At 67.3% G+C, this 22,067-nt stretch carries 18 protein-coding genes; 6 read left to right on the forward strand and 12 right to left on the reverse strand.

The window, feature by feature from the left end; all coding sequences use genetic code 11:
• Positions 1 to 4: 4 nt before the first annotated feature.
• Entirely contained in the window at positions 5 to 2,407 is a 2,403-nt protein-coding gene (locus BM310_RS18340; protein ID WP_089810525.1) for a DNA topoisomerase VI subunit B, read from the reverse strand.
• 250 nt (positions 2,408 to 2,657) lie between these two features.
• Between BM310_RS18340 and gyrB the strand changes: the two genes are divergently transcribed.
• Together gyrB and gyrA are read left to right on the forward strand one after the other, a co-directional pair.
• Positions 2,658 to 4,571 carry a DNA topoisomerase (ATP-hydrolyzing) subunit B gene (gene gyrB / locus BM310_RS18345; protein ID WP_089810527.1) on the forward strand — a complete coding sequence of 638 codons (1,914 nt, stop codon included), beginning with the start codon at positions 2,658 to 2,660 and terminating at the stop codon, positions 4,569 to 4,571.
• Entirely contained in the window at positions 4,572 to 7,145 is a 2,574-nt protein-coding gene (gene gyrA, locus BM310_RS18350; protein WP_089810529.1) for a DNA gyrase subunit A, read from the forward strand. It begins immediately after the preceding gene.
• A 99-nt stretch (positions 7,146 to 7,244) separates the two neighbouring features.
• On the opposite strand, the gene rocF is transcribed toward gyrA, so the two are convergent.
• On the reverse strand, positions 7,245 to 8,153 hold the full coding sequence (gene rocF, locus BM310_RS18355; RefSeq protein ID WP_089810530.1) for an arginase: 909 nt from the start codon (positions 8,151 to 8,153) through the stop codon (positions 7,245 to 7,247).
• A gap of 39 nt (positions 8,154 to 8,192) precedes the next feature.
• Positions 8,193 to 9,674 carry a DUF389 domain-containing protein gene (locus tag BM310_RS18360; protein ID WP_089810533.1) on the reverse strand — a complete coding sequence of 494 codons (1,482 nt, stop codon included), beginning with the start codon at positions 9,672 to 9,674 and terminating at the stop codon, positions 8,193 to 8,195.
• Positions 9,675 to 9,855: 181 nt separating this feature from the next.
• Between BM310_RS18360 and BM310_RS18365 the strand changes: the two genes are divergently transcribed.
• On the forward strand, positions 9,856 to 11,277 hold the full coding sequence (locus BM310_RS18365) for a TIGR00341 family protein (RefSeq protein WP_089810534.1): 1,422 nt from the start codon (positions 9,856 to 9,858) through the stop codon (positions 11,275 to 11,277).
• Here the strand turns inward: BM310_RS18365 and BM310_RS18370 are convergent.
• On the reverse strand, positions 11,268 to 12,182 hold the full coding sequence (locus BM310_RS18370; RefSeq protein WP_089810536.1) for an NAD-dependent epimerase/dehydratase family protein: 915 nt from the start codon (positions 12,180 to 12,182) through the stop codon (positions 11,268 to 11,270). The two genes, BM310_RS18365 and BM310_RS18370, sit on opposite strands and share 10 nt — an antisense overlap.
• Before the next feature lie 177 nt (positions 12,183 to 12,359).
• Between BM310_RS18370 and BM310_RS18375 the strand changes: the two genes are divergently transcribed.
• On the forward strand, positions 12,360 to 12,893 hold the full coding sequence (locus tag BM310_RS18375) for an Rrf2 family transcriptional regulator (RefSeq protein ID WP_089810538.1): 534 nt from the start codon (positions 12,360 to 12,362) through the stop codon (positions 12,891 to 12,893).
• Positions 12,894 to 13,204: 311 nt separating this feature from the next.
• On the opposite strand, the gene BM310_RS18380 is transcribed toward BM310_RS18375, so the two are convergent.
• The 6 genes from BM310_RS18380 to BM310_RS18405 form a co-directional block, all read right to left on the reverse strand.
• Positions 13,205 to 14,395 carry an NAD(P)/FAD-dependent oxidoreductase gene (locus BM310_RS18380; protein WP_089810541.1) on the reverse strand — a complete coding sequence of 397 codons (1,191 nt, stop codon included), beginning with the start codon at positions 14,393 to 14,395 and terminating at the stop codon, positions 13,205 to 13,207.
• A 231-nt stretch (positions 14,396 to 14,626) separates the two neighbouring features.
• Positions 14,627 to 15,445 (reverse strand): nucleoside phosphorylase, encoded by an 819-nt coding sequence (locus BM310_RS18385; RefSeq protein WP_089810542.1) that lies wholly within the window; start codon positions 15,443 to 15,445, stop codon positions 14,627 to 14,629.
• A 60-nt stretch (positions 15,446 to 15,505) separates the two neighbouring features.
• On the reverse strand, positions 15,506 to 15,919 hold the full coding sequence (gene cdd, locus BM310_RS18390; protein ID WP_089810544.1) for a cytidine deaminase: 414 nt from the start codon (positions 15,917 to 15,919) through the stop codon (positions 15,506 to 15,508).
• A gap of 128 nt (positions 15,920 to 16,047) precedes the next feature.
• Positions 16,048 to 17,127, reverse strand: a complete 1,080-nt coding sequence (locus BM310_RS18395; RefSeq protein WP_089810546.1) for a metal ABC transporter permease — start codon at positions 17,125 to 17,127, stop codon at positions 16,048 to 16,050.
• Positions 17,124 to 17,948, reverse strand: coding sequence for a metal ABC transporter ATP-binding protein (locus BM310_RS18400; RefSeq protein ID WP_089810548.1), 825 nt, complete (start codon positions 17,946 to 17,948; stop codon positions 17,124 to 17,126). Before BM310_RS18400 ends, BM310_RS18395 begins: the two co-directional genes overlap by 4 nt.
• Entirely contained in the window at positions 17,945 to 18,997 is a 1,053-nt protein-coding gene (locus BM310_RS18405) for a metal ABC transporter substrate-binding protein (protein ID WP_089810549.1), read from the reverse strand. The genes BM310_RS18400 and BM310_RS18405 overlap by 4 nt, the downstream gene beginning before the upstream one ends.
• A 253-nt stretch (positions 18,998 to 19,250) precedes the next feature.
• Here BM310_RS18405 and BM310_RS18410 point away from each other — a divergent pair, with 253 nt between their 5' ends.
• Entirely contained in the window at positions 19,251 to 19,547 is a 297-nt protein-coding gene (locus BM310_RS18410; protein WP_089810551.1) for a DUF7520 family protein, read from the forward strand.
• Positions 19,548 to 19,615: 68 nt separating this feature from the next.
• Complete coding sequence (locus tag BM310_RS18415; protein WP_089810554.1) at positions 19,616 to 19,921, forward strand: hypothetical protein; 306 nt, start codon at positions 19,616 to 19,618, stop codon at positions 19,919 to 19,921.
• A 33-nt stretch (positions 19,922 to 19,954) separates the two neighbouring features.
• Here the strand turns inward: BM310_RS18415 and BM310_RS18420 are convergent, their stop codons facing one another.
• Positions 19,955 to 20,548 (reverse strand): GNAT family N-acetyltransferase, encoded by a 594-nt coding sequence (locus tag BM310_RS18420; protein ID WP_089810556.1) that lies wholly within the window; start codon positions 20,546 to 20,548, stop codon positions 19,955 to 19,957.
• A gap of 63 nt (positions 20,549 to 20,611) precedes the next feature.
• Positions 20,612 to 22,054 (reverse strand): short-chain fatty acid transporter, encoded by a 1,443-nt coding sequence (locus tag BM310_RS18425; protein ID WP_089810558.1) that lies wholly within the window; start codon positions 22,052 to 22,054, stop codon positions 20,612 to 20,614.
• Between the last annotated feature and the right edge of the window lie 13 nt (positions 22,055 to 22,067).

Consider the following 22,067-nt stretch of genomic DNA (forward strand, 5'->3'; position numbering starts at 1 on the left):
GGGTTCAGGTGTTGACTGTCAGTTTCTCCGCCTCGACGCCGTCGACGTTGATGTCGAACGACGCCTCCGAGGACACGGTGTAGGTGAGTTCCGCGGTGTCGCCCGCCGACACCGACGGGTTCCACTTGACGAACCACTCGCCGTCCAAGTCCACGACGGTGGCGTCGTCGGGCACGTCCGTCGGTTCGACGGTGACGATGTCGGTGATGTCGGGGGTCTCCGAGCGGTCGGAGTGGTTCTCGACGACGAGGGTGACGGTGTCGCCCTCGACGTGGCGTTCGACGCTCACGTTGTTCATGATGCGCGCGAGTGCGCCGTCGATGTTCGGCCGTTCGCGGTGGGTCACCTCCGCGAGTTTGTCGGCCATCTCGGGCAGGATGCGCCCGAGGACGTCCTGTTTCTTCCGGCGCTTCTGCATCGACCGGCGCTTGTTCAGGTACGACTTCAGTTCGCGCGCCGCCTCGCGGATGGCGAGTTCTATCTCGTCCTCTATCTCGGGGATGTTCGCGAGGGCGTCCTTCGACTCGGAGGTGAACGGCACGTTCGTGGACGCGACGTGGACCATGATGACCGCCGGCCCACTCGGCATGCCGGAACCGCCGGGTTGGTCCAGCCCGTAGTTGCGCCAGCCGATTCGCTTGACCACGTCCGTCGTCGCGCACGCCCCGCGCTGGTAGACGAGGGGGACGCGGTTGGCGAAACGGAGCAGGTCGACCGACCCCTCGGACGCCAACTCGCCGCCGTAGGCGATGCCCGCCTCGACGATGAACGGGTCGCCGCCGTGGACTTCCGCGTCGCGCGTCGCCGCGGCGTAGAAGTCGGCGTCGTACTCCTTCCGGAGGCCGGCCTCGACCAACTCGGCGCTGATGGGCGACAGGCAGTTCGTCGGCGGCGCGAGGATGTCCGCCTCGCGCATCCCCTCCAGCAGTTCGGAGGCGGTGTCTCTGTCGTCGGCGACTTCCCGCACCTTCGGCACGTCGTCGGGGACGGTGCGCATGACCGCCCAGAGCGACTCGCAGACGTTCTCGCGGGCCGTGTCGCCGAACGACACGTCGTCGGAGACCAGCAGGTCCGCCGACCGGTCCACGTACTCGCGGACCTGCTTCTTCGTCGCGCGGTGGACGGGCGAGGCGTCGAACTTCTCGGCGACCCGTTCGGCGAGTCCGTGGACCGTCTCGTCGTCCTTCCGCGTGCTCGTCGCCTCGTCGACGAGGGCGTACAGGTCCGACGTGCGGTCCGTCGTCAGCGTCGCCCACGCCGCCTCGACGGCGTTCTCGCGGACGGTGTCGCCGAACGTGACCCCGAACTCGTCTTCGATGTCGTCGGCGACGGTGTCGACGATGTCCGCGACTTCGAAGTGCGTCGTCCGTTCGCGGTTCCTGAGCGTGTCGCCGACGCGCCCGGCGAACGTGTCCGTCGCCTCGGCACCCTTGTTGGCGACGGCGTCGGCGATGGCGGCGTCCACGTCGGTGTCGTCGTCCTCGGGGACGCCCCACCCCATCTCGCGGCCGAAGTGTCTGTCGCGGAAGTTGTTCAGAATCTTGTCGGCCGTCTTCGCGCCGACGCGGGTGAACTCCTCCTGCAGGAAGCCCGAGACTGAGTACGACTCGGTGCGCGAGAGCATCTTGATGAGCGTCCCGAGTTCGACGCCGTGCGGGTGCGGTCGAATCTCCTCCGTCTCCGCGGGGAGGTCCGCCCCCTCGACGCGTTCGTAGCGGAGCGGTTCCTCCAACCCCGGTTCGTCGAGGACCAGTCGGGCGTGCGGGTTGACGACGGCGGTGTGCTTGACGTAGTCGTGGAGTTGCTGGCGGGCGCGCATGTTCGCCTCCATCTCCACCTCGATGCGCGTGCCGTGCGTCGGGGAGAGGTCGGACTCGCCCGGTTCGAGTTCGCGTTCGACCTGAATCTCCGGTTCGTTCGTGTCCGTGTCGATGATGAGTTCGAAGTACTGCGCCGCACTGTCGCCCTGCGTCCGCGAGGTGACTTTCGCGGGCTTGCCCGACGTGAGTTGCGAGTAGAGAACCGCCGCGGAGATACCGATACCCTGCTGTCCGCGCGACTGTTCGCGCGCGTGGAACCGGGAGCCGTACAGCAGTTTCCCGAACACCTTCGGAATCTGCTCTTTGGTGATGCCCGGCCCGTTGTCCTCGACGACGAGCGTGTAGTAGTCGCCGGACTCGCGAATCTCGATGGAGATGTCGGGCTTGATTCCCGCCTCCTCGGTTGCGTCGAGGGCGTTGTCCACCGCCTCCTTCACGGCGGTGACCAAGCCTCGCGCCCCCGAGTCGAACCCGAGCATGTGCTTGTTCTTCTCGAAGAACTCGGCGATGGAAATCGCGCGTTGGCTCTCGGCCAACTCCTCTGCGATTCCCGCGTCCTCGCCGAGCGTCGACTGGAACGAGGTCATTCTGTGGGGGAAGGTTCTGGACGGGCGCTTAAGTACTGTTCGGGAGTGAGGTGAAAGTGAAATCCGGCGCGACGAGCGCCGAAAGAACTACGTTGGTGAACGAGAGCATGTCACACGAATCGGGTGACGCGGTGGAGACGTGGGCGCGTGCGCACACACCGCACCGCGTTCTCACCACTTTAGTAAGTTCTCACGCGGGCGCGCGTGCGAGGGTTTAAGGGGGGAGATGGCTAAGCCGGAACCAGATAGTATGTCACGCGAAAGTGAGTACGGGGCCGGGCAGATTCAGGTCCTCGAGGGCCTCGAAGCCGTCCAAAAGCGCCCGGCGATGTACATCGGCTCCACCGACTCACGGGGGTTACATCACCTCGTCTACGAAGTCGTGGACAACTCCATCGACGAAGCTCTCGCAGGCTACTGCGACGAGATTCGAGTGGAGGTCCACGAAGACGGTTCTGTCTCCGTCTCGGACAACGGCCGGGGGATTCCGGTCGACACACACGAACAGTACGACCGACCCGCCGTCGAGGTCATCATGACCGTCCTCCACGCCGGCGGCAAGTTCGACAACAAGTCGTACCAGGTGTCCGGCGGCCTCCACGGCGTCGGCGTGAGCGTCGTCAACGCCCTCTCGGAGTGGTTGGAGGTCGAGATAAAGCGCGACGGTGCCCTCTGGACGCACCGCTTCGACCACGGCGAACCCGTCGAGGGCGCGTTCGAACGCGTCCGCGACCTCGAACCCGACGAGGAGACGGGGACGACGATTCGCTTCCGTCCGGACGACGAGATATTCGAGACGCTGGCGTTCGAGTTCTCCACGCTGGAGAACCGCCTGCGCGAACTCGCGTTCCTCAACTCCGGCGTCGAGATCGGGCTGGAGGACGAGACCACGGACGAGACGAACGCCTTCTACTACGAGGGCGGCATCCGCGCGTTCGTCCGCTACCTCAACGAGACGAAGTCCACGCTCCACGACGACGTCGTCTACTACGACGACGAGGACCAGAACATCGAGGTCGAAGTCGCCATGCAGGCCACCGAGGAACTGCAGGGCTCCATCCACGCCTTCGCCAACAACATCAACACGCGCGAGGGCGGGACGCACCTCACCGGGTTCAAGACGGCGCTCACCCGCGTGGTCAACGACTACGCGCGGAACAACGACCTGCTGGACGACCTCGACTCCCTGAAGGGCGAGGACATCCGCGAGGGCCTCACCGCCGTCATCTCCATCAAACACCCCGACCCGCAGTTCGAGGGGCAGACGAAGACCAAGTTGGGCAACAGCGAGGTCCGCGGCATCGTCGAGTCCGTGACCCACGAACGTCTCGGGACGTACTTCGAGGAGAACCCCGGGACGGCGCAGGCCGTCGTCATGAAAGCCGTCGAGGCGGCGAAGGCCCGCCGGGCGGCCAAGAAGGCCGAGGAACTCACGCGTCGGAAGTCGGCGCTGGAGTCCACCGCCCTGCCGGGCAAACTCGCCGACTGTCAGAGCAAAGACCCCTCCGAGTCCGAACTGTTCATCGTGGAGGGCGACTCCGCGGGTGGCTCCGCCAAACAGGGCCGGGACCGACACTTCCAGGCCATCCTCCCCCTGAAGGGGAAGATTCTGAACGTCGAGAAACACCGGCTGGACCGCATCCTCGAGAACAACGAGGTCCGTGCGCTCATCACCGCCATCGGCGCGGGCATCGGCGAGGAGTTCGACATCGACGACGTGCGCTACGAGCGCATCATCATGATGACGGACGCCGACGTCGACGGCGCGCACATCCGGACGCTGCTGTTGACGCTTCTGTACCGGCACATGCGGCCGCTCATCGAGGCGGGCTACGTCTACGCGGCCCAGCCCCCCCTGTACCGCGTCCGTTACCGCGGCGAGACGTACGACGCGATGACCGAGGCCGAGCGCGACCGAATCGTCGAGGAGAAGTGCGACGGCAACCCGACGCAGGTCCAGCGGTTCAAGGGTCTCGGCGAGATGAACCCCGAGCAGTTGTGGGACACGACGATGAACCCCGAGAACCGGGTCCTGAAGCGCATCACGCTCGACGACGCCGCCGCCGCCGACCGGATGTTCAACATCCTGATGGGCGACGCCGTCGAACCGCGGAAACAGTTCATCAAAGAGCACGCCACGGAAGCGGAGTGGGTGGACATATAGATGAGTTCTGACGCACCTGACGAGTTCCGACCGGACGCGGGCATCGCCGCGGAGGTCAAGACCGCACGTATCGAACAGGAGATGGAGCAGTCGTACATCGACTACGCGATGTCGGTCATCGCGGGGCGCGCGCTCCCCGACGTGCGCGACGGCCTGAAACCCGTCCACCGCCGCATCCTCTACGCGATGGACCAGGCGGGCGTCACCCCCCGGTCCTCGCACCGGAAGTCCTCGTCCATCGTGGGCGAGACGATGGGTGACTACCACCCGCACGGCGACAGCGCCATCTACGACGCCCTCGCGCGCATGGCGCAGGACTTCTCGATGCGGTACCCCCTCGTGGACGGCCAGGGGAACTTCGGCTCCATCGACGGCGACCCGCCGGCGGCGATGCGGTACACGGAGGCCCGCATGTCGCCAATCGCCGAGGAACTCCTCGCCGACATCGACAAGGACACCGTCGACTTCCAGTCGAACTACGACGACCGCAAACAGGAACCGGTCGTCCTCCCCGCGTCGTTCCCGAACCTGCTCGTCAACGGCTCTTCGGGCATCGCCGTCGGGATGTCCACGAACATCCCGCCGCACAATCTCGGCGAGGTCATCGACGCGACGACCCACCTCATCGAGAACCCCGACTGTACGGTCGAGGACCTGATGGAGTTCGTGCAGGGGCCGGACTTCCCGACGGGCGCGAACATCGTCGGCCGGAACGCCGTCCACAAGGCGTACAAGACCGGCCGCGGCCGTATCCGCGTCCGCGCCGAGTTCGAGGTCGACGACCAGGGCGACAACATCGTCATCAGCGAACTCCCCTACCAGGAGAACAAGGCGCGCCTCATCGAGCGAATCGCCGACGACGTGAACGAGGGGAAGATAGAGGGAATCCGCGACCTGCGCGACGAGTCCGACCGCGACGGTATCCGCGTCGTCGTCGAACTCAAGCGCGGCGCGAACCCCGACGTGGTGAAGAACCAGTTGCTCGAACACCACCTCGAATCCACGTTCGGCGTCATCAACCTCGCCCTCGTCGACGGGCAACCGCGGGTGCTCACCCTGAAGGAGACGCTCACGGAGTACCTGAAGCACCGACGCGAGGTCGTCCGCCGTCGCTCCGAGTACGAACTCTCCGAGGCCGAGGACCGCGCGCACATCCTCGAAGGCCGCCTGAAGGCCCTCGACAACATCGACGACGTGGTGGAGACCATCCGAAACTCCGAGAGTCGCGACGACGCGAAGGCCGCACTCCGCGGGGAGACGACCGTCGAAGTCGACGGCGAACCGCTCCCGACGTTCGACTTCTCGGAGGAGCAGGCCAACCACATCGTCGCCATGCAACTCGGCTCGCTCACCTCGATGGAGGCGGCCGAGATAGAAGAGGAGTACGAGGACGTCCAGGCGACGATAGAGCGCCTGAACGAGATTCTGAGCGACACGTCCGAACTCGACGCGGTCATCGAGTCCGAGTTGGAGGAGATAAAGGAGGAGTACGCCGACGAACGGCGCACCTCGTTCATCGAGGACACCGGGACGGTGACCCACGAGGACCTCATCGCCGAGGAGGACGTCGTCGTCGTCGTCACCGAGGACGACTACATCAAGCGGATGTCGTTGGACTCCTTCCGCGCCCAACACCGCGGCGGCAAGGGCATCATCGGCACCGACCTGAAGGAGGGTGACCGGGTGTCGTCCGTCTTCGTCGCGAGCACGCACGACTACCTGCTCTACTTCACGAACCACGGGCAGGTGTACAAGCTGAAGACGTACCAGATTCCGGAGATGTCCCGGACCGCCCGCGGGAAGTCCGCCGTGAACCTGCTGGAACTGGACGACGGCGAGGAGATAACCGCCGTCGTCAACACCGCCGACATCGACGAGGAGACGGACAAGTACCTCACGATGGCGACGCGGAACGGCTACGTCAAGCGCACCAGCGTCGAGAAGTTCCAGAACATCCTCTCGACGGGCATCATCGCCACGAAACTCGACGAGGACGACGAACTCGCCGACGTGGAGGTGACCGACGGCGACCACGACCTGATACTCGCCTCGAAGGAGGGGATGTCCATTCGGTTCGACGAGGACGACGTGCGCGCGATGGGTCGGTCCGCCCGCGGCGTCCGCGGGATGAAACTGGAGGGCGACGACGAACTGGTCGGCGTCGCCGCCGTGAACGAGGACCTGCACAACTGGGTGCTCACGGTCACGCAGAACGGGTACGGGAAGCGGACCGACATCGAGCGCTACCGCCGCCAGTCCCGCAACGGGAAGGGTCTCATCGACATCAAGACGAACGACAGGAACGGCCCCGTCTGCGCGATGGAGACGGTGGGCTACGGCGACCACCTGTTCGTCATGAGCGAGTCGGGACAGATTCTCCGCACGCCCGTCGAGGACATCTCGACGGTCGGTCGCAACACGATGGGCGTCATCGTGATGGAGATGGACCCGGGCGACCACGTGGCGAGCGTGGACGTCCACCAGGTCGGGTCCGACGAGGTGGACGCCGAGGCAGCGGAATCCGCAGAGGACGAGGCCGCCGACGCGGCCGACACCGACGACGCGGACGAGTAGGCTCCGGTCGACGGACTGCGGCGCTCTTTTCGCGTGTCGACCGACCGAAACGTCGAGTAACCGCCGGCGACATTCACCGGAAACCCGGTGTGTTCGGCGTTACAGGATGCGCTTGCCGAGCCCACTGGCCGCGAGTTCGGTCGCGAGGGCGGCCGTCTCGTTGTGTTCGTCGAGGATGGGGTTCACCTCGACCACTTCCATCGACCGGAGGGCGTCCGTCGCGGCGACCCGTTCGAGCGCGAAGTGCGCCTCGCGGTAGGTGACGCCGCCGCGGACGGGCGTTCCGACGCCGGGCGCCTCGCGGGGGTCGAGCCAGTCGAGGTCGAGGCTGACGTGGATGCCGTCGGGGGCCGAACAGGCCACGTCGAGAGCGTCGTCGACGACGGCGTCGATGCCGCGTTCGTCGATGTCGGACATGGTGTAGGCGGTGACGTCGCTGTCGTTGATGGCCTCGCGTTCGGTCGGGTCGAGGTCCCGGAGGCCGACGATGGCGACGTGTTCCTCGCGCAGGCCGTCGGCGTTCGCCCACGGCGTGTCGGCGAAGTCGCCGACGCCGAGGAGGGCCGCCAGCGGCATGCCGTGGACGTTGCCGGAGGGCGACGTGCTCGGCGTGTTGAAGTCGCCGTGCGCGTCGAACCAGACGAGACCGATGTCCGCGTCGCGCGCGGACCCCGTCACCGACCCGATGGCGACGGAGTGGTCGCCGCCGAGGACGAGGGGGGTCTCGCCGGCGTCGAGTGCGTCGGTCACGCGGTCGGACAGGGCGGTGACGACTTCGCGCGTCTCCCGGAGGAACTTCGCGTCGCCCTCGGATGGGGCCTCGGCCTCGGGGTCTCTGACCTCCGCGCGGGGGGCGGCCACGTCGCCGTCGTCCGAGACGGAGACGCCCGCGGCCGCGAGTTCGTCCGCGAGTCCGCCGTACCGGATGGCGGAGGGGCCCATGTCCACGCCGCGTCGGTTCGCGCCGTAGTCGGTCGGTGCGCCGATGATTCGGACGGGTCGCGTCATGGTCGCACCTGCGAGGACCGCCCGGGTAGTGGTTGCGGTTCAGCGCCCGAGCGCGGCCCCTCCGAACGGACCGGCGACGCCGAACGCGCCGAAGCCACCCGACGGTTCGATGTCGGCGGGACCGACAGCACCGACCGGCGGGTCGGTCACCTCATCGCGGACGAGTCCGGTCGCGCGGTCGTACAGCGCCGAGAGCCAGCGGACGAGGCGGGGGGACTCGGTGCCACCGGATTCGGCGACGGCGCGCTGGTAGTCGAGCGTGTGGACCTCGACGGTGACCGCCTGCCCGGTGCGCTGTCGCAGTCGCTCTCGCACGTCGGCGGCGAGGTCCGGGTGGACGGCGTCCGCGTCGCTGGCGACGGTGACGGTGACGCTCTCGGGCGAGCGGAACAGCCCCGGATCGTCGTACTGGGTGGCGACGCCGACGAGTTCGAGGCTCCGGTACTCCTCCTCGGAGAGCGTCGTCTGTACCCCGGCGTTCACCTCCTGTTCGAAGGTGACGTGGGTGTAGGTGGCGGCGGCAGTCGCCGCCGCGACGGCGACGAACGCGACCACGACGAGCGCGTACGCGCCGGTTCGGAGGCTCGGTCCCAGGTCGCGCCACGTGTCGGCGACGACGGAGGAGCGGTAGCCGAGGGCGACCAGCGCGACGTACGCGGCGATGTTGATGAACACGATGTTCATCAGGAGGAGGACGACGGCGCCGAGGACGAGGACGGGCTGGAACCAGACGGTGCCGATGGCCGCCGCCGCGACGGAGGGGACGATGGCGGCGGCGACGGCGACGCCGGCGATGGAGACGGGGAGGTCGGTCGCCAGCGCCAGCGCACCCGCGGCCCCCGCGGCGACGGCGACGGCGAGTGCGAGCAACGACGGCGTGACGAAGAAGCCGACCTGCTGGACGCGCGCGACGGCGAGCGTGGCCGGGACGAACAGCGACTCGCGGACGGCGTAGGTGACGACGACGGCGCTGAGGTAGGCGGCGACGAGGCCGAGACCCTGCGAGACGACGCTGCGGACCAGCATCCCCCGGTCGTCGATGACCGCGCCGACGGAGGCCGACAGCGACGACCCGGCGAACGGCGCGATGACCATCGCGCCGACGACGACGATGGCGGAGTTCAACAGCAGTCCGGCGGTCGCCAGCGTCGCCGACAGAGCGGCGAAGGCGAGGTAGGTCGCCCGGCCGGGCGTCAGGTCCTCGGCTCGCTCCCGTATCTCGGGGTGGGAGATGCCGCGGTTGCCCTGCGGCCCCTCGACGAACTGGTCGTCGAGGTGGTCGTTGACGGTCTGCGAGGCGTCGGCGTCGACGACGACGGTGTAGGCGTCGGCGTCCAGACCGCTGTCGCGGAGGTGGGCGAGGACGGCGTCGACGGCGCCATCGGCGACGGGGAGTTCGAGGAACGCGCTGTCGACGCGTTCGTCGTCCGGGAGGAGAGCGTACTCGGCCTCCAACTCGTCGAGGGCGGCGACGACCGAATCCCGGTCGGCGTCGGCGAGACGGGCGCGGATGAGTCGCACAGAAGAGAGACGCGTGCGCGACCGTTGAGCGTTCTGGCCGAACCGGGCGTTCGCGGCGGAGACGCCCGGACGGCCGGAGGCCCGGAACGGTCGGAGACGCGACGGCTCGGTCGCTGCGGCGAGTCGCAGCGGACGACATCGCCCAGCACCCTCAAGACGACGACCCCCGTTCGTGAACTCGATGCGGTTGATTAAGCTCCTCGTCGCCGAGGAGTCCCGGTCGACGGTTCTCGACGTGCTGGAGTCGGAGAACATCGACTTCGTCGTCACGAAGGACGCGTCCGAGCGCGGAGACGACGTACTCGTGGAGTTCCCCCTGCCGACGCAGGCCGTCGAGTACGTCATGACCGAACTCCGCGAGGCGGGCGTTGACGACCGCGAGTACACGGTCATCGCCAGCGCGGAGACGGCGAAGACGCGCAACTACCACGAACTCGAAGACCGGTTCGTCGCCGGCGTCGAGGAGGACGACGCCGTCGCCCGCGAGGAGATTCGGGCGAAGGCGCTCGACATGCACCGGAACAAGCTGACGTACTACTCGATGACGCTGTTCAGCGCGCTGGTCGCCGCCGCCGGACTCCTGATGGACTCCCCCGCCGTCGTCGTCGGCGCGATGGTCATCGCCCCGCAGGTCGGCTCCGCGCTCATCGCGGGCGTCGGCATCTCGCTGAACGACCGGCGCATGATTCGCATGGGCTTCACGCAGCAACTGTTCGGCTTCGCCGCGGCCATCGCCGGCGCGTTCGTCCTCGGACTCGTCCTCCAGTCCGGGCAGATAGTGACCGCCGTCCTCGACGTCTCGACCATCGGGCAGATAACCAAACGCATCTCGCCGGGGTTGCTCTCGGTGCTGGTCGCCCTCTGTGCGGGCGCGGCGGGCGCGTTCGGTCTGGCGACGGCCCTGCCCGTCTCGCTGGTCGGCGTCATGATAGCGGCGGCGCTCATCCCCGCCGCCGCGGCCGTCGGCATCGGGATGGCGTGGGGCCTGCCGAGCGTCGCCCTCGGCGCGATTCTCCTGTTGGTCGTGAACGCCGTCGCGGTCAACGTCTCGGCGTTCCTCGTCCTCTGGTATCTCGGCTACCGGCCCGAGGCGTGGGCCCCGGAGGAACGGGCGGCGACGGACGGCACCGAGGCGACGACGACGGCAGATGGGGGAGACGACGGCGGCGACGGGTTCGGCGCGTACGTCCCCGCGGCAATCGCCCTCGCGTCCCTCCTCGTCGTCTTCGTCGGCGCGGGCGGGATGCTCGCCGGACAGGTCGCGTTCGACAACGCCGTCAACACCGCCGTCGAGGACGCGATGGAACAGGAGGAGTACGCGGAACTCGAACTCGCGTCCGTGCGGACGGAGGTGGGCATGATTCGGTTCCTCGACCGGACGCCGGAGGTGAGCGTCGTGGTCAGACGGCCCGCCGACGTGCCGTACCCAGACCTCGCGGAGTCTGTCAGACAGCAGGTCCAACAGGAGACGGACCGCGAGGTTCACGTCTCCGTCGAGTTCGTGGAGGGACAGACCGCGGGCGACCAACGGACGCGCGTCCGTCGGCCGTCGGCCTTACCGGACGCCGCGTCGCGGCCGCGAGTCGCGCCGGCTCACTTGTAGGGGTCGCAGACGCGGGAGACGCCCTCCTCGAACGAGATCTGCGGCTCCCAACCGGTCGTCTCGCGAATCTTCGTCGCGTCGGCCTTCGTGTCGTGGACGTACACGTCGAGGGGGTTCTCGACGTACGTCGGTTCAACGTCGGTCCCCAGTTCCTCGTTTATCATCTCGACCATCGTGTTGAAGTCGTACGACTCCCCCGTGCCGAGGTTGTAGATGCCCTGGAGTTCGTGGTCGCCGGCGAGTTCGATGCCGCGGACGATGTCGTCCACGTGCGTGAAGTCGCGCGTCTGCGACCCGTCGCCGAACAGTTCCGGCCGTTCGCCGTTCGCTATCTGGTGGGCGAACTGCGCGACGGTGTTGGCGTACTCGCCCTTGTGTTCCTCCGCGCCGCCGTAGCCCTGATACACCGAGAAGAAGCGCAGGCCGGCCAGCGTCATGTCGTAGTGGTGGTGGAAGTACTCCCCGTACTGTTCGCGGGCGAGTTTCGACGCCTCGTAGCACGTCCGCGCCTCGACCGGCAGGTCCTCCGGCGAGGGGTCGGTCCGAGAGCCGTAGATGGAGGAGGTGGAGGCGTAGACGACGGTGTCACAGCCGTCTTCGCGGGCCTGTTCGACGGCGTTGACGAACCCCTCGACGTTCACCCGCGTCGCCTCGCGCTTGTTCTCCTCCGCCATCGTGTACGAGGAGTACGCCGCGAGGTGGAACAGCACGTCGACGTCCTGCGTCGGCAAGTCGTCCTCCAAGACGCTGGCGTCGACGAACTCGACGGCCTCCGAGAGGTTCTCGGGCGTCCCCAGATGCAGGTCGTCCACGGCCACCACGTCGTTCTCCGCGGCGAGGTGGTTCGCGAGATTCGAACCGATGAATCCGGCACCCCCGGTCACCAGTACGCGTTTGTCGTGCATACGGCAGGGAGGTGCGGCGAGACACAAAGCAATACCGAAACGAAGGGTCCGCATCCGGGCCGTCTCGTTCCGAATTTGTGAAAATAGCACACGGTAGTGGACGAAAATTATGGTACGGCGACGTGATTACACGAACTATCCATCGGATTTAAGGACGTATGCGGCGAACGTTCCTGCATGTCATCTATCGAACTGACGTCCAGTCAGAAGACGATTCTGACGGCACTGATCAACCTCTACAGGCAGACGGAGGACGCTGTCAAGGGAGAGGACATCGCCGAAGAAGTCAACCGCAACCCGGGCACCATCCGAAACCAGATGCAGAGCCTCAAGGCCCTGCAACTGGTCGAGGGGGTTCCGGGTCCGAAGGGCGGGTACAAGCCGACGGCGAACGCCTACGAGGCACTCGACGTCGACCAGATGGACGAACCCGCGACGGTCCCCCTGTTCCACAACGACGAGGCCGTCGAGGGCGTCAACGTGGACGAGATAGACCTCTCGTCGGTTCACCACCCCGAACTCTGCCGCGCCGAAATTCACGTTCAGGGGTCGGTCCGCGACTTCCACGAGGGCGACGAGGTACGCGTCGGCCCGACCCCCCTCTCGAAACTCGTCATCGAGGGAACGGTCGACGGCAAGGACGACACCAGCAACATTCTCATCCTCCGCATCGAAGACATGCGGGCACCCGAAGGCGAAGCGTCTCACTGAGGCTCTCCTCTCGAAGCGCTCGAATCGAGCGTTCTCTCTTCCGCCAGCGTTAGCTCTCTTCTCACGACCCGTCGACGCTCGCCGTCTCGCCGGTCGTCCGCCGCGGGCGGACGGTCGTGGCTCTCCGAGCGACTCGTCTGCGGAGGTCGGCGAAGAGACGAGTGACTGGTGAGCGAAAGAGCAGGAGCGACTGGCGAGCGAAAGAGCAGGAGCGACTGGCGAGCGAAAGAGCAGGAGCGACTGGTGAGCAGAAGAGAGGAGAGAAGAGAGAGAGAGAAACCGCGTCGGCTACCGTGCGGTCGCGTCCGCGTCTACAGACTCTCCCACGCGTCGATGGCGTGGCGAGCGTCCGTCACGTCGGCGATCCACTTCGCGGCGATGCCCTTCTTCAGCGACCGGGCGGCCGGGCCGCCGAAGACGTTGATGGGGAGTTTGCCGACGCCGGGGACTTTCACCGCGTGAGCGACGGCGTCGTCGCCGACGGAGACGACGGTGCCGCGGTCCTCGTGCGTCCACGTCTTCAGCGGCTGCCCCTTGACGGCGCGCGCGACGTTCTCGCCCGCCACGTCCGCGGCCTGCCAGGCGGCCTGCGCCGTCGGCGGCGCGACGGAGTCGGTGCCCTGTTCGACGAGGGCGGAGTCGCCGACGGCGAACACGCGTTCGTCGCTCGTCCGGAAGTCGGGTTCCGTGAAGATGCGGTTCGAGCGCTCGTCCTTCTCCACGTTCGCCTCCGCGACTTCCTTCTGACCCGTGATGCCGCCGGTCCAGATGAGGACGTCGTAGTCGAGTTCGTCGGGGTCTTCGTCCTCGCCGCCGCCGAGGTAGACGTTCTCCTCGTCCACCTTCGAGATGAACTCGCCGGTGAGGATGTCGATGTCGAGCGCTTCGAGGCGCTTGCGGAGGGCCCCCTGCAGTTCGCGGTCGTTGCCGGGGAACACCTCGTCGAGGCCCTCGACGAGAGTGATGTCGATGGGCGCGCGCTGTTCGTCGCGGTACTCGGCTATCTCGCCCGCCGTCTGGATGCCGGAGAGACCCGCACCGCCGACGATGACCTTCGCCGGGTCGTCCTGCGAGGCGTCCTCGGCGGCCGCCTTCACGTCGCTGTGAATCTCGCGGGCGTCGTCGAGACTCTTCAGTTCGAGGGAGTACTCCTCCAGTCCGTCGATGCCGTAGAAGGCCGTCGCGGACCCGAGGCAGACGAGGAGGTAGTCGTAGTCGACCTCGCCGTCTTCGAGTTCCACGGTTCGCTCGTCCACGTCGACGTTCTCGACGTGGCCCTTGACGAACTCCGTCTCGGGCGCTTTGATGTCGTCGATGGGGATGGCGACCTTCGACTCGGCGCTCGGGTCGCGGATGCAGCGGTGCACCTCGTGGAGGACGAGGTGGTAGTCGTTCTCAGAAACCCAGGTGAGTTCCGCGTCGGGACCGAGTTCTTCTTCGAGTCGTTTGACGGCACCGGTGCCTGCGTAGCCGGAGCCGAGGACGACGACCTGCGTGCTCATGCGAAACTGTCCGTAGGCATCGGATAAATGGCCTGCGAAACGTCCTTCACCCCAAATCGACAGACTGCGACGCGGCGCGGCCAAAATTGCCGGTGAATCGCTGTCGGATATATCGTGCCACTCGTGACCACGACTCGACCGACGGCGCGCCGGTACGTCGTCGGCCGCGGCGGGTCCCTCCGGTCGCCGGCCTCGCGTCGTGAGCGGTCGGGTCGCGGACCCGTCGCCCCGTCAGTCGAGCGACAGGCCGGCGTGCCAGCGGTCGACGCCCGCCTCGCGCTTTCGCTCGTCCATCTTCGCGAGGAGGTGGACGGCGAGACTCGCCGTCTCGGCGGCGCGGGACTCGCCCTCGGTGCGGAACTCCCCGGTGACCCGGTTGGCGTAGACCGAGCAGACGGCGCCGGCGCGCAGGCCGTAGACGTTCGCGATGGTCAGGAGTGCGGCCGCCTCCATCTCGATGTTCTTCACGTTCGCCTCCCGCAGTTCCTCGACCAGTGACTCCGACCCCGCGGCGCGGAACCCCTCGAACCCGGGGCGACCCTGCCCGGCGTAGAAGGAATCGGCGCTCATCGTCAGGCCGACGTGGTAGTCGTAGCCCAGTCGTTCGGCCGCGGCGACGAGGGCCGAGACGACTTCGTGGTCGGCGACGGCCGGGTAGTCCTCGCGGACGTACTCCTTGGAGGTGCCCTCCTGCCGGACGGCACCCGAGGTGATGACCAGGTCGCCCACCTCCATCTCGGGCTGAATCGCGCCGCAGGAACCCACGCGGATGAACGTCTCCGCGTCGACGCGGGCGAGTTCCTCGACGGCGATGGCCGCCGACGGACTGCCGATGCCGGTGGAGGTGACGGAGATGGGCGTCCCCTCGTAGGTTCCCGTCGCCGTGCGGTACTCGCGGTGGTACGCCTTCTCCTCCGCGTCGTCCCAGAGCGCGGTCACCTTGTCGACGCGTTCGGGGTTCCCCGGCAGGAGGACGGCGTCCGCCACGTCCTCTCGCGTCAGTTCGATGTGGTACTGGACCTCGTCGTTGGGGTCCTCGCTGTCGTCCATACCCTCACCTGCGCGGAGCGTCGTTGAAGGGTTTGTGCTTCCACGCGTCCGCCGGGGCTCTCATTCCCGGTTCGCCTCGGCCGCCTCCAAGGTGTCCAAGGAGATGGTGTTCGGCAGGAGTTCGCCGAGCGCGTACTCCGTCGTCTCCTCGCCGCCCTCGTCGCAGACGACGACGAGGTCCTCGTCGCAGAACTCCGCGAGCGTCTGCCGGCACATCCCGCACGGGGTGACGCCGTCCCGGGCGCCGGAGGAGACGGCGAGGCGGTCGAACTCGCGGTGACCGTTCTTCACCGCCTCCGCGACGGCGACTTCCTCGGCGTGCAGGCTGTTCGAGTAGTTCGCGTTCTCGATGTTACAGCCGACGAACACCTCGCCGTCGACCGTCCGGAGGGCGGCACCGACCGTGTACTCGGAGTACGGGACGTACGCCTGTTCGAGGGCTTCGCGGGCGCGCGTGACGAGTGATTCGGGCATGCGAGGCGGGTTTCGGTGGTGGACGTTTGTAGTTTGCCGTGTCGGGTCGCGTCCGGTCGACCGGTCCCGTCCGCTCGTCGGTTCGACTGCGACCGTCGTCGGTGACTCGTCGTCACCGGCCGCGGCCGTCAGTCGTCTCCGGCCCCGGCGCCGACGTCGACGGTATCGACTTCGATGCTACCCATGTCGGGCGTGCCCCGGTCACCACGAGCGGATTGAATCTTGCCCAACGCGACGGCGCAGACGTAGATGCCGACGGCGACGAGGACGATGATGCCGCCGGCCGTGACGCCGGCGTAGAAGGCGACGGCGATGCCCAGCAACACCGCGAGTTCCGCGAGGACGACCGAAACCACCAGCGACTCCGAAAAGCTCCTCGACACCTGGGTCGCGCCCGCGACCGGAACCACGAGCATCGCCGCGACGAGGATGACGCCCATGATCTGCATCGCGCCGACCACGACCATCGCCGTCAGCATCACCATCACCCGGTTGTACCAGTTGACGGAGATGCCGGAGACGGCGGCCGCCGTCTCGTCGAAGGTGACGTACAGGAGTTGGTTGCGCGTCAGGGCCACCGTCCCGACGATGACGGCGAACAGCACCAGGAGAATCGCCGCGCTCTGGGGCGACACCGTGGAGAGGTTGCCGAAGAGGAACTGGTTGACCCCGACGGCGAGTCCCCCCGCGTTGAGGCTGATGAGCGTCGTCCCCAGCGCGAACCCCGTCGACAGGACGATGGCCATCGAGACGTCGTTGTAGGCGTCGGTGACCTCGGAGATGAGTTCGATGAACAGGGCTGCGATCATCGCCACGACGACGGCGGTGAGATACGGCGACACCCCGAGGTCGATGACGGCGTTCAGGAACAGGCCGACGGCCACCCCGGCGAACCCGGTGTGGGCCAGTGCGTCGCCGATGAGTGCGAGCTGGCGGTGGACGAGGAACGTCCCGATGAGCGGCGCCATCACGCCGACGCAGAGGCCGACGAGGATGGCCCGGTGCATGAACCGGTAGCGCGGACTCAGCATCTCGAGGTTCGTGAGGTAGTACGTCCAGTCCATCAGCCAGTACCACTGCTCCAAGAGCCACAGGAGGACGCCGAAGACCGGGTCGCCGACGGAACCGCTCTGCATCGGGAGCAGCAGCGACGGGTCCGCAGCGGCTGTGGCGCTCGTCACGAGCGTGGCCGCGACACCTGCGCTCATCCGTCCACCTCCGCGAGGAACCGCGCCTCGGTTCCGAACGCACGGGCCAGCGCGTCGCTGTCGACGAACTCGTCGGTCGGCCCGTCGAAGTAGACCTCGCGGTTCAGGCAGACGACGCGGTCGGCGTGTTCGACGACCGCCCCGAGGTCGTGTTCGATGAGTACGACGGTGATGCCCTCGGCGTTGAGTGCCGCCAGCAGGTCGTAGAACGCGTCGACCGACTCGGCGTCGACGCCGACCGTCGGCTCGTCCAGTACGAGCAGGTCGGCCTCGCTCGCCAGCGCTCGCGCGATGAACGCGCGCTGGCGTTGGCCGCCCGAGAGGTGCGTGACGCGCCGGTCGGCGAACGCGCTCATGCCGACGGTCTCGAGTGCGTCGTCGACGAGCGTCCAGTCCCCGCTCGACAGCCGGCCGAACCCGACGTGGGGGAATCGGCCCATCTTCACCACCTCGCGGACGGTGATGGGCATCTCCTTCGCGGCGCTGGCCTGCTGGGCGACGTAGCCGATACGCTCGCCGTCGTCGAAGCGGACGGCGCGTTCACCGAACAGGCGGGCAGTGCCCGTGTCGGGGGCGAGCAGGCCCAGCATCAACTGCATCAGCGTGGACTTTCCCGAACCGTTCGGTCCGACGATGGCGACGTACTCGCCCGGGTCGATGGCCAGCGAGACGTCCTCGACCACGGGCGTCGCCGTGTAGCCGAAGGTGACGTCCGCGAGGTCGACGACCGGCTCGCTCGCCGTGGCGTCCGTGTCGGTCTCGGTGGCCGTCCCCTCGGCCGTGCCGCCCGTCTTCGCGGGGTCGGTATCCTGCGTGCTCATATCGGTTCGAAGTTCCGCCACTCTTCGAGCCAACTCTCGGAGGGGGCCGCCTCCTCGGGCGTCTCGTTTCCGAGGACGATTTCGAACGTGGGCATGTTGATGTTGTAGGCGATCTCCTCGTAGCCCCAGTTCTCCTCGACCCACTCCTCGCGAACGCCGGCGTAGGGCGTCACGGGGAAGTACGCCTCGACGGCCGTCTCGCGGACGAGCTGCTGGGCGGGGCGCTGGGACTCGAAGACGCCGTTGGCGATGTATTCGATGTCGTTCTCGCGGATGACTCTCGCCGCCTCGCTGATGTCGGCGGGCTTGACGTCGCCGCTCGCCGCGAGACTCGTCACCAGCGGCCGCATCCGCACGCCGTAGCGCACCCCGATGTACTGGAAGGCGTTGTGCGCGGCCAGTTGGACGATGTCGCGGTCGGCCCGGTCGAAGATGGCCTCGTAGTCCGAGTCGATCTGGTCGAGCACCTCGGACTTGTACGTCTCGGCGTTCTCGCGGAAGGCGTCGGCGTGTTCCGGGACGAGGTCGGCGAAACCGTCGGCGATGTTGTCCACGGACTGCTTCGCGCGCCGAGGGTCGAGCCAGAAGTGCGGGTCCTTCCCGCGCTGAGCCCCGACGCCCTCCTCATCGCGGTCGAGTGACGCGGCCAGGTCCACGAGGTCGATGCCCTTCCGGGCGTTGATGAGCGCCGTGTCGACGTCGTCCCCCTCGAGTGTCTGGATGGCGCGGTCGGCCCACGGCTGGAAGTCTTTCCCGACGTGGACGAACGCGTCCGCCTCGACGATACGCTGGGTGATGCTGGCGTTGGGCTCCCAGCCGTGGCCGTGTAGCCCCGTCGGGACCAAGTTCTCCACCGTCAGCGGGGTTCCGTCGGCTATCTGCCGGCCGAAGTCGAAGAAGCTGAAGAACGAGGCCACGGCGACCGGTCCGTCGCGGCCGTCGTCGCCGTCGCTCCCGGCCAGTCCCGGCGCGCTCGGCAGCGCCGTGCACCCGGCCAGACCCGCGAGCGCCGCGGCACCGCCGGCTCGGAGCGCGTCTCGTCGCGTCACCGCCCGATGTTGACGCAGTTTTCGTGTCATCTGTGTTCACCGAAACTATCGATTAGACGCATCTAATTCTTTGTTTCATGGAGACATACTTGTAGGTTGTGCTCTCAAAACTGTAGTGAGCCGTCCGTACGGGCGCTGGAGAGAGTCGGCTTCCGATTCGGCGCGTCGGCCGACCGAAGTGGGGTGCGAATTGGACCAGACCGAACCGGACCGGAAGGGGAAGCGACAAGCCTACCCGCCACGTACTCGGAGTGTGCCACCGGAATCCGAACCAGCCGTCGAGACGCCGGCCGGCCGGGAGGGACTCGGGCGGTCGATTCTCCTCGCCGTCGGCGTCGGCGTCGTCGCCATCTCCGGACTGCTCGGCTTCTTCATCGGGAGCAACGGCGCGGAAGCGGTCCCCGAGGCCAACCTCCTCGGCGGACTCCTCGTCCTGCCGACGACGCCCCTGTCGATGACGCTGTACGGCGTCGTCCTCTCCACCGTCGTCCTCGCCGTCCTGTTCGGACTCGTCGAACTCGCCTCGCGGATGGAAGACGAGCGTCGATAGCGGGTCGGCGTCGCCGCGACGCCCCGAGAGGCGCGGCGCTTTTACGAGTGCGCGACCGACCATCGACCATGCGCAGTTCCGCCACCGCGTCCGCGGACGACGACAGCGAGGAGGCGGCGTTCGACGACGAGTTCGACCCCGACGACCCGTTCGACGGCGAGGACCCCCTCGAACCCGACGCCGGCGGGAAGAATCGAAAGCGCGCCGCGTTGGCCGTCTTCCCGTTCCTCGCCATCGGCCTCGGGAACGTCGTCCTGCTCCTCGGGTGGGGAATCGAACCGCTGTGGGCGTTCGCCATCCTCCCGCCCATCCTGTTCTGTTCGGTCCTCGCGTACATCGTCTTCAGCACGGACTTCCTCGACGACCGGACCTGACGCGGACCCGGTGCCCCGTCCCGTCCCCGGCGTCTACCCCCCGGTGTCGTACTTGTACGTCGTCTCCTCGGGGTCGATGCCGAAGTCCTCGGCCGTCTCCTCTATCTCCACCTCGCCGGGGTCGGGGGTGTCCGCGGGCGTGGCCGTCTTGAACCGTTCCCGCAGTTCCTCGGGCATCCGGAACCGCCCGGGTTGGACGCGCATGGCGATGGCGTCCTCGCCGCGTTCGGCGCGGACCGTCTCCAGTCGCTCCCGGAGCGTCTCCGGCAGGTCGTCGCTGTCGACCGGTTGGAAGCCGAACGTGAGGAAGTAGTCGGGTTCGACCGTGAACGTGTAGACGCGGTCGAACGACTCGTCGCTCGCCTTCGCCAGCAGACGTTCGACGACGTGCGCGCCGACGCCCTGGTCGCGCCACTCTTCCAGCGTGAAGACGAACGCGAGTTCGCACCACTCCTCGTCGTCGACCTTGTGGACGCGAATCCGGCCGAACCCGGCCTTCCTGTTCGTCCGTTCGTCGAGGGCGATGACGTAGTCGCGGGAACGGAACGCCGGGTCTTCGAGTCCCGACTCCTCGATGCGGTCGAGTAACCAAACCTCTTCGCGGTTCTTGGCGTCCCGTACGTACATAGCGGGAGGTAGGCGGGCGGCCGGAAAAGGATTTGTGGGGCGTCGGACGCCCCGGCGAGCGCCTCAGTAGGGGATGAAGATGAGGCCGACGGCGAGGAACGGAATCAACAGCAGCAGCATCGTGACGCCGTAGCCGAACATGTCGCGGGCGCGGATGCCCGTGATGCCGAGGAGGGGGAGCGCCCAGAACGGTTGCAGGAGGTTGGTGTGCGCGTCGCCGACGGCGTAGGCGATGGTGGCCTGCCCCGCGGGCACGCCGAGTTCGTTCGCCGCCTGGAGGACGGTGGTGCCGATGACCGTCCACTCGCCGCCGCCGGAGGGGACGAAGACGTTGATGACGGCGGCCGTCATCCACGCGACGGCCGGGAACGTCGCCGGCGTCGAGAGGGAGACGAGCGCCTCGGCCATCGTCCCCGAGAGCCCGGAGTTGTTCATCATGCCGATGATGCCGGCGTAGAGGGGGAACTGGAGGACGATGCCGCCCGTGGAGGTGATGGCGTCGTAGAACTGCTCTTGGTACGCCTTCGGCCGCGTGTAGAGCGCGAGGCCGAGGAACAGGAACAGGAAGTTGACGATGTTGAGGTTCAGCGCCGAGAGCCCCTGCGTGGCGAACGAGTAGGCGGCGAACGCGACGCCCGTGAGGGCGATGACGCCGCCGACGACCCGACTCTGATTTATCTTCTCGCCCAGCGTCGAGGGAACCGTCGCCGGCCCCGCGTCCGCGCCGACGGCGTCCGGGTCGGTGACGGCGGCGTCGTCGCCGCCGTCGGCGGCCGAGTCGAACAGTTTCGACTCGGCGACGTAGTTCGTGATGCCCTCGGCGTTCGACGGTTGGGGCGCGAGGAGGTAGAGGACGAGGGCGGTGTAGAGGATGCCGGTGACGACGAGCGTCAGCGTGTACGGGTGGAACACCGTCTCCGAGGTGGGAATCAGACCGGAGACGATGCCCTGTTCGACGAAGACGTTACCCGGCGTGTTCATCAGGAGGGGCGCAGACCCCGCGAGTCCCCAGTGCCACGTCAGCCCCATGCCCATGTAGCCGGCCAGACAGAGCAGCGGGTAGTGGACTCGCAAGTCTCGTTTGGCGGCCTGTCGGCCCATCTCGCGAGCCATCACCGCGCCGACGATGAGGCCGAGCCCCCAGTGGACCCACGCGACGACCATCGAGATGAGGCCGACGAGGACGACGGCCTGCTTGCCGTCGTTCGGCACTGCGGTCAGCCGTTCGATGCCTCGCTGGACGAGCGGGTGGTACGCGAGCGCGTAACCCGTCACGAGGATGAGCACCATCTGCATCGCGAAGCTGAGGAGCACCCAGAAGCCGTCGTACCAGTACGTCACCATCGCCGCCGGGTTCGCCCCCTCGACGACCACGCCGCCGACGAAGACGACGTAGCTCAGGAGGATGGCGAACAGGAACGGACTCGGCATCACCCGCTCGACGACGTTCGACATCCGGGCACCGAAGCGCTGAATCGCGGAGCCGGAACTCGTCTCTGTGGACATAACGGCAGGAATG

This window comes from Halogeometricum rufum (assembly GCF_900112175.1).
In the GTDB taxonomy this organism is placed as follows: domain Archaea; phylum Halobacteriota; class Halobacteria; order Halobacteriales; family Haloferacaceae; genus Halogeometricum; species Halogeometricum rufum.

Excerpts from the sequence above, each read along its gene's own strand:
- cdd (WP_089810544.1), bottom strand. The coding sequence starts at position 15,919 with ATGCCCGAATCACTCGTCACGCGCGCCCGCGAAGCCCTCGAACAGGCG.
- BM310_RS18420 (WP_089810556.1), bottom strand. The coding sequence starts at position 20,548 with ATGTACGTACGGGACGCCAAGAACCGCGAAGAGGTTTGGTTACTCGAC.
- BM310_RS18375 (WP_089810538.1), top strand. The coding sequence starts at position 12,360 with ATGTCATCTATCGAACTGACGTCCAGTCAGAAGACGATTCTGACGGCA.
- rocF (WP_089810530.1), bottom strand. The coding sequence starts at position 8,153 with ATGACGCGACCCGTCCGAATCATCGGCGCACCGACCGACTACGGCGCG.
- BM310_RS18370 (WP_089810536.1), bottom strand. The coding sequence starts at position 12,182 with ATGCACGACAAACGCGTACTGGTGACCGGGGGTGCCGGATTCATCGGT.
- BM310_RS18415 (WP_089810554.1), top strand. The coding sequence starts at position 19,616 with ATGCGCAGTTCCGCCACCGCGTCCGCGGACGACGACAGCGAGGAGGCG.
- BM310_RS18395 (WP_089810546.1), bottom strand. The coding sequence starts at position 17,127 with ATGAGCGCAGGTGTCGCGGCCACGCTCGTGACGAGCGCCACAGCCGCT.
- BM310_RS18365 (WP_089810534.1), top strand. The coding sequence starts at position 9,856 with ATGCGGTTGATTAAGCTCCTCGTCGCCGAGGAGTCCCGGTCGACGGTT.
- BM310_RS18340 (WP_089810525.1), bottom strand. The coding sequence starts at position 2,407 with ATGACCTCGTTCCAGTCGACGCTCGGCGAGGACGCGGGAATCGCAGAG.
- gyrB (WP_089810527.1), top strand. The coding sequence starts at position 2,658 with ATGTCACGCGAAAGTGAGTACGGGGCCGGGCAGATTCAGGTCCTCGAG.
- gyrA (WP_089810529.1), top strand. The coding sequence starts at position 4,572 with ATGAGTTCTGACGCACCTGACGAGTTCCGACCGGACGCGGGCATCGCC.
- BM310_RS18425 (WP_089810558.1), bottom strand. The coding sequence starts at position 22,054 with ATGTCCACAGAGACGAGTTCCGGCTCCGCGATTCAGCGCTTCGGTGCC.
- BM310_RS18385 (WP_089810542.1), bottom strand. The coding sequence starts at position 15,445 with ATGGACGACAGCGAGGACCCCAACGACGAGGTCCAGTACCACATCGAA.
- BM310_RS18380 (WP_089810541.1), bottom strand. The coding sequence starts at position 14,395 with ATGAGCACGCAGGTCGTCGTCCTCGGCTCCGGCTACGCAGGCACCGGT.
- BM310_RS18400 (WP_089810548.1), bottom strand. The coding sequence starts at position 17,948 with ATGAGCACGCAGGATACCGACCCCGCGAAGACGGGCGGCACGGCCGAG.